The organism is Stenotrophomonas sp. 05L44_2 (genome assembly GCF_056665995.1).
On record NZ_JBFTNR010000144.1, the window covers coordinates 1 to 7,086 of the forward strand.

Below are 7,086 nucleotides of genomic sequence, written 5' to 3' on the forward strand. Positions count from 1 at the left end.
GCACGATGCCCGCGTCGTCGAAGCCATCGCCGATGGCCAGCAGCAGATCGCCGGGGCGCACGCGCTCCCACAGCGGTCGCAGCCGCTCTGCGGCCGGCCATGCGCCGCGCGCCTGCAGGGCATGCAGCTGCAGATGCACGCGGTCGCGCTGGCGCGCGCCATGCGCGGCCGGCACCAGCTGCAGGCCTTCGCCGTTGATCGCCAGCAGGCCGAAGCGATCACCCTGCTGCAGCGCCAGCTCGACCACGCAGGCAGCCAGCTGCCGCATGTGATCCAGGCGGCTGCGTCCGGGCGCTGTATGGTCGGACTGGCCCGCCGAGGCTGTGGCATCGAGCAGCAGCCAGACGGTGATCGGGCTCTCGCGCTCGGATTCGCGCACGAAGAAGCGGTCCGAGCGCGCATACAGCTTCCAGTCGATCTGGCGCAGTTCGTCACCGGGCTCGTAGGCGCGGTACTGGGCGAATTCCAGGCCGGCGCCGCGGCTGCGGCTGGCATGCTGGCCGATGCCGCTCGCACCGCTGGCCAGGCGTGGCCGCAGGCGCAGCGCACGCAGGCGCGCACGCAGGTCGGGTGGCAGCAGCAGCGGCGTGCCTGCGGTCACCAGTGGATCAACCCGGGAAGGGAACGGCCTGCAGCAGTGCGGCGACCACATCGTCGGCCCGCTTCTGCTCGGCTTCGGCGGCAAAGGACAGCAGCAGGCGATGGCGCATCACCGGTGCCGCCAGCGCCTGCACATCCTCGCGGGTGGCGGCGAAGCGTCCCTGCAGCAGGGCGCGCGCCTTGGCGGCCAGCACCAGCGACTGCCCGGCACGCGGACCCGCGCCCCATTTCACCCACTGGTTGATCGCTGCCGGTGCACCATCGCCGGGGYGGCTGGCGCGGACCAGGCGGGTGATCCAGGCCAGCACGTCGGGGCTGACATGCACCTGGCGCACCGCCGCCTGCAGCGCGATCACCGCTTCGGCATCCATCACCTTAGGCACGCTTTCCGTGGCACCGCCGGTGGTCTGTTCGAGGATCTGCCGCTCTTCTTCCTCGCTGGGGTAATCGACCAGCACATGCAGCAGGAAGCGGTCCAGCTGTGCTTCGGGCAAGGGGTAGGTACCGGCCTGTTCGATCGGATTCTGCGTGGCCAGCACGAAGAACGGCGCCGGCAACGTGTAGGTCGTGCCGGCGTAGCTGACCGTACGCTCCTGCATCGCTTCCAGCAGCGCCGCCTGGGTCTTGGGCGGGGTGCGGTTGAGCTCGTCGGCCAGCAGCAGGTTGGTGAAGATCGGGCCCTGCTGGAAGCGGAAATGGCGATGACCGGTGCCGTGGTCTTCTTCCAGCAGTTCGGTGCCCAGGATGTCGCTGGGCATCAGGTCCGGGGTGAACTGCACGCGCCGGAACTGCAGTTCCAGTGCCTGCCCCAGCGAGCGCACCAGCAGGGTCTTGCCCAGCCCCGGCGCGCCTTCCAGCAGGCAGTGGCCACCGGCCAGCAGGCCGATCAGCAGCTGCTCGACCACGGTGTGCTGGCCGACCACGGCGTGGGCCAGGGCGCTGCGCAGCGCGTGCAGGCGCGGCAGCAGGGAATCGAGGTCGGGGGAGGTCATGGGCGTGGTCCGTTCAATTGTTCAATGCGTACATCACGATGTTGACGCCGAAGCGGGTGTTGTCTTCGGCCAGGAAACGCTTGTTGCGCCAGTCGTAGTCCCACTCGCAGCCGTAATCCTTGTTGCTGTAGAGCAGACCCAGCCGGCCATCGACCTCGATGCCTTTCAGGTAGTCGTGCACCAGGTCATCGCCCCAGCCGTTGAGCTCGAAGCTGGTCGCGGGCGGGCCGTCGGGGAAGCGGAAGAAGCTGCGGTACAGCGCGTGGCTGTTGGGCAGTTTCTGCAGCGCCTTCGGCCCGAACAGCCGGCCCATCTGCGCTTCGAACGAGGTGGCGAACAGGCCGTCGATATCGTGGTTGCAGTCGTCGACGAAGACGAAGCCGCCATTGCGCACGTAGCGCACGAAGTTCTGCCGTTCGGCCGCGTTGAACTCGACCAGGGTGTGCCCGGCCAGGTAGCAGAACGGCGCTTCCAGCATGCGCGGATCGGCCAACGCCACCACGCGTTCCTGCGGGTCCACCCGCAGGGAGGTGTAGTCGATCAGCGAGGTGATCAGGTTGGACGGCATGCGCGCGTCCACGTCCCAGTCGCCGGAGTCGTACTGCAGGCGGGTGAACCAGAAGTCGTAGCGCGAACTGCGCGGGCCTGCCTGCGCCCATGCCGGCAGCGCCGCCGCCGAAGCGGCAGCGGCCAACCAGCGCAGGCAGGCCCGTCGATCCATCAGACCGCGTCGGACAACGAGGTAAAGGTGAAATCGCGCAGCTTCATCGGCGGAATCATCATCACGAAGTTGGACTCGTCACCGGCCACGCGCACCGGCTTGCCCAGCTCTTCGATGTTGTTGAGCATGATCACCGGCGATTCGTTGAAGCGGAAGTTCTTCACCGGATGCTTGATCTGCCCGTTCTCGATGTAGAAGGTGCCATCGCGGGTCAGGCCGGTCAGCAGCACGGTCTGCGGATCGACCATGCGGATGTACCAGGTACGGGTGACCAGGATGCCCTTCTGAGTGCCGCGCACCAGTTCGGCGGTGCTCTTCTCGCCACCGCTCATCAGCAGGTTGCCGGGCGTGGCCTTGGCGGTCTTGCCCTGCTTCTGTGCCCAGAAGCGCGAGTAGTCGAGGTTGGCGACCTTGCCGTTCTCGATGATGGCGATGCGCTCACGCGGCATGCCCTCGTTGTCCCACGGCAGCACCGGCGCGTCCGGGTGCCACGGGTCGGCATGCATGTTCACGCGCGGATCGTAGACCTGCTCGCCCAGCTTGTTGCCACCGCCCTTCTTCGACAGGAAGCTGCGCCCTTCATCGGCCGAGCGTGCGCTGAAGAAGTTCATCATGAAGCTGATCAGGCCGGCGGCTGCTGCCGGCTCCAGGATCACCGTGTACTTGCCGGGTTCCAGTGCCTTGGCTTCCTGCGACTCGGTCGCCTTGCGCATGGCGATGCGGATGTCCTGGTCGGCCTTGAAGTCGGCAGCGTCCTTCAGGTTGCGACCCACCCAGCCCGAACCACGGCCGTCTTCGGTGCGCACGGTGCAGGTGTAGTCGAAGTTGGTGGTGCGCTGGTAGCCGAAGTTGCCATTGCTGTTGGCGGTGGCGTAGAAACCCTGGCCGTCTTCGAGGAAGCCTGCAGCGATCAGCCCGTTGCCACGGCACGGCGCGATCGAATCGGCGGCGACCTTGGCGCGGAAGGCCGGATCGATGGCGGCGGTGGATTCGCTGAAGGTCGGGCTGGGGCGGTAGGTCTGCTTGCCGATGGCCGGCATGAACTCCGGGTTTTCCGGGGCCAGGCGGGCCAGGTCTTCGGCGCGACGCACCACGCGCTGCAGCGCCGCGTCGTCGAACTCGTTGATCGAGGCGGTACCCACGCGCTTGCCGAAGGCCACGGTGACGGCCAGTTCGGTGTTGTCGACGATGCCGCTGGTGGACACGTTGTTCAGGGCGAAACGGATGTTGCCGTTGATGGAACCGGCCAGTACGGCCGTGCACTCATCGGCCTTGGACAGGGCGATGACCTTGTCGAGGATGGCCTTGGCCTGGGCTTCGGTGAAGATACTCATGGTGTAAGGGCTCCTGACCGGTCAGCCGAGGCTGCGTGCGGTGTTGATGACGTTGATGCCGTTGAAGCGCGCGGTGGACGAACCGTGCGAGACCGCCGAAACCTGGCCGGGCTGGCCCTTGCCATCGAAGAACGAACCGCCCAGGCGGTAGTCGCGTTCATCGGCCACGGCACTGCAGGCATTCCAGAATTCCGGGGTTCGGATCTGGTAGGCCACGTCTTCGAGCATGCGGGTGATCTTTCCGTTCTTGATCTCGTAGAACAGCTGGCCGCCGAACTGCGCGTTGTAGCGCTGCTGGTCGATCGAGAACGAACCATCCCCGATGATGTAGATACCGTTCTCCACGTCCTTGATCATGTCCGACACGCTCAGCGGCGACTTGCCCGGCGCCATCGACACGTTGGCCATGCGCTGGAACTGCACGCTGGACCACGAGTCGGCATAGCAGCAGCCATCGGATTCGGTCTTGCCGAGGATGTGGGCCTGGTCGCGGATGGTCTGGTAGTCGACCAGCTTGCCGTTGCTGATCAGGTCCCAGCGCTTGCACTTCACGCCTTCATCGTCGTACGCGACCGCGCCGAGGCTGCCCGGCTGGGTCTTGTCGGCAAAGATGTTCACGTGCTCGCTGCCGTACTGGAAATGCTGCTCGCGCTTGTCCAGGGTGGCGAAGCTGGTGCCGGCGTAGTTGGCTTCGTAGCCGAGCACGCGGTCCAGCTCCAGCGGGTGGCCGATCGACTCGTGGATGGTCAGCCAGGTGTGCGACGGATCCAGGATCAGGTCGTACTTACCGGGCTTCACCGACGGCGCCTTCAGCTTCTCCTGCGCCTGCTTGGCCGCCGCGATGGCATCTTCCTTCATGTCGTAGGACGAGCCGTAGTTGACCACGCCATTGGGCGTGAGCACCTTGCCGGCAGCCGCGCCATCGAGGTACTCGTAGCCCAGGCCCATCGGTGCGGACAGGCCTTCGCGGGTGCGGAACTTGCCGCTGGCCTTGTCGATGGCGGTGATCGTCATCGGTGCCCAGATGCGGTGCACGTCCTGGTCGATGTAGGAACCGTCGGTGGAGGCGAAGTACTTCTGCTCGTTCACCAGGAACAGCATCGAGTTGACGAAGCTGGCGCCGGCGCCCATCGCCGCGGCGTTGACGTCCAGCAGCAGGTCGACCTTCTCCTTGATCGGCACCTCCATCGCGTTCTTGCGGATCGGCGTCTTCCAGCTGACCTCGCCCACGCCCGGCGCCTTGGCCAGCTGCACCGGCGCGGTCTGCACGCCCGCGTTGGCCTTGGCGATCGCCGCGGCCTGCTGCGCGGCACGGACCACGTCGGCGGTGCTGAGCGCATTGGTGGCGGCAAAGCCCCAGGCGCCGTTGACGATCACGCGGATGCCCACACCGGTGGACTCGGTGTTGACCACGTTCTGCACCTTGTCCTCGCGGGTGATCACGAACTGCCGCAGGTAGCGGCCGATGCGCACGTCGCAGTAGGTGGCGCCGGCGCTGCGCGCGGCCTGCAGGGCGGCGTCGGCCAGGCGCTTCTTCAGCGCAGGGTCGAGGCTGGACTGCAGTTGCTCGGCGGCGATCGCCTTGCCGAAGAACGACGGCACGATCAGGCCGCCAGCGGTAAGCCCGGTCAGGGCCAGGAAGTCACGTCTGTGCAAGGCTGCTCTCCATGAAGGACGGGTGGCTCAAACGCCGAGACTGCGCGCGGTGTTGATGATGTTGATGCCGTTGAAACGGGTGGTGGACGAACCGTGCGAGACCGCCGACACCTGGCCGGGCTGGCCCTTGCCGTCGAAGAACGAACCGCCAAGGCGGAAGTCGCGTTCATCGCAGATGGCGGTGCAGGCGTTCCAGAACTCCGGCGTGCGGATCTGGTAGGCCGCATCCTCGACCATGCCGGTGATCTTTCCGTTCCTGATCTGGTAGTACAGCTGGCCGCCAAACTGCGCGTTGTAGCGCTGCTGGTCGATGGAGTACGAGCCGCGGCCGTGGATGTAGATGCCGTTTTCCACGTCCTTGATCATGTCCTCCACGCTGAGCGGTGTCCTGCCCGGCGCCAGCGAGACATTGGCCATGCGCTGGAACTGCACGCTGGACCACGAGTCGGCATAGCTGCAGCCATGCGAGGCATCGCGGCCGAGGATGTGGGCCTCATCGCGCGTCGCCTGGTAGTCGACCAGGATGCCGTCGCGCACCAGGTCCCAGCGCTGGGTCTTCACCCCTTCGTCGTCGTAGCCGACCGCGCCGAGGCTGCCCGGCTGGGTCTTGTCGGCGAAGAAGGTGACGATGTCGCTGCCCCAGCGGAAACCGGCATCGCGCTTGTCCAGGGTGGCGAAGCTGGTGCCGGCGTAGTTGGCCTCGTAGCCGAGCACGCGGTCCAGTTCCAGCGGGTGGCCGACATTCTCGTGGATGGTGAGGAACAGGTTGGACGGATCCAGCACCAGGTCGTACTTGCCGGGCTTCACCGAGGGCGCCTTCAGCTTCTCGCGCGCCTGGCGGGCGGCGGCGATGGCGTCCTCGACCGGGTCATAGGAATCACGGTACGCAGTGATGCCACCGGGCAGCTGCACCTTGCCGCGTGCATCGCCATCAAGGAACTCGTAGCCCATGCCCATAGGCGAGGACAGGCCGGCACGGGTGCGGAACTTGCCGCTGGCCTTGTCGATGGCAGTGGCGGTGAACGGCAGCCAGATGCGATGGATGTCCTGGTCGATGAACGAGCCGTCGCTGGAGGCGAAGTACTTCTGTTCGTTGACCAGGAACAGGGTGGAATTGATGTAGTCGGCGCCCGCATTCAGCGCGGCCGCATTGAGCGCCAGCAGCAGCTCGACCTTGTCCTGGATCGGCACTTCCATCGCATTGCGGCGGATGGGTGTCTGCCAACGCACCTCGCCGACGGCCGGGGTGGGCGCCAGCTGCACCGGGCGGGACTGGATGCTGGCATTGGCGCGGGCGATGGCGGTGGCCTGTTCGACGGCGGTGCGCACCGCCGCTTCGGTCTGCTGGTGGGTGGCGGCGAAACCCCACGCACCGTTGACGATCACCCGCACGCCCACACCGGATGATTCGCGGTTGGTCACGTTGCCGACCTGGTGCTCGCGGGTAATCACCGACTGGTTGAGGTAGCGCCCGATGCGCACGTCGCAGTAGCTGGCCTTGGCCGAACGCGCGGCAGCGAGGGCGACCTCGGCCAGGCRCCGGCGCTTGGCCGGGTCGACCGGGGCCAGCAACTGCTCGGCGGCGATCAGCCGCGAATGCGGCAGGGCCAGGCCCGCCAGGCCCAGAGCGGAAAATGCCAGGAACTCACGTCGTTGCACAGCGTCTCTCTCTCACTTCCGTGCGGCCGGCAAAGGACCGATCCGATCACGTCAACTCCTCGACTTTCGCCAGCGGCGGACATTCGGGCAAGTGACTGCAGTCATGGTCGGGGAGGGTTTCGGC

General features: G+C 66.5%; 6 protein-coding genes. All 6 read right to left on the minus strand.

Features of this window, described 5'->3' with window-relative positions:
* A partial coding sequence (locus AC1VAN_RS06975; RefSeq protein WP_480985528.1) for a DUF58 domain-containing protein occupies window positions 1-601 on the minus strand: 601 nt, incomplete at its 3' end.
* Between the two features lie 7 nt (window positions 602-608).
* Complete coding sequence (locus AC1VAN_RS06980; RefSeq protein ID WP_480985529.1) at window positions 609-1,592, minus strand: AAA family ATPase; 984 nt, start codon at window positions 1,590-1,592, stop codon at window positions 609-611.
* A gap of 13 nt (window positions 1,593-1,605) precedes the next feature.
* A complete protein-coding gene (locus AC1VAN_RS06985) occupies window positions 1,606-2,313 on the minus strand; it encodes a DUF4159 domain-containing protein (protein WP_025876014.1) in 708 nt (235 codons plus the stop codon).
* Entirely contained in the window at window positions 2,313-3,647 is a 1,335-nt protein-coding gene (locus tag AC1VAN_RS06990) for a TldD/PmbA family protein (protein ID WP_025876012.1), read from the minus strand. Before AC1VAN_RS06990 ends, AC1VAN_RS06985 begins: the two co-directional genes overlap by 1 nt.
* A gap of 21 nt (window positions 3,648-3,668) precedes the next feature.
* A complete protein-coding gene (locus AC1VAN_RS06995) occupies window positions 3,669-5,303 on the minus strand; it encodes a TldD/PmbA family protein (RefSeq protein ID WP_442251734.1) in 1,635 nt (544 codons plus the stop codon).
* Window positions 5,304-5,330: 27 nt separating this feature from the next.
* Window positions 5,331-6,962, minus strand: a complete 1,632-nt coding sequence (locus AC1VAN_RS07000) for a TldD/PmbA family protein (protein WP_480985530.1) — start codon at window positions 6,960-6,962, stop codon at window positions 5,331-5,333.
* Between the last annotated feature and the right edge of the window lie 124 nt (window positions 6,963-7,086).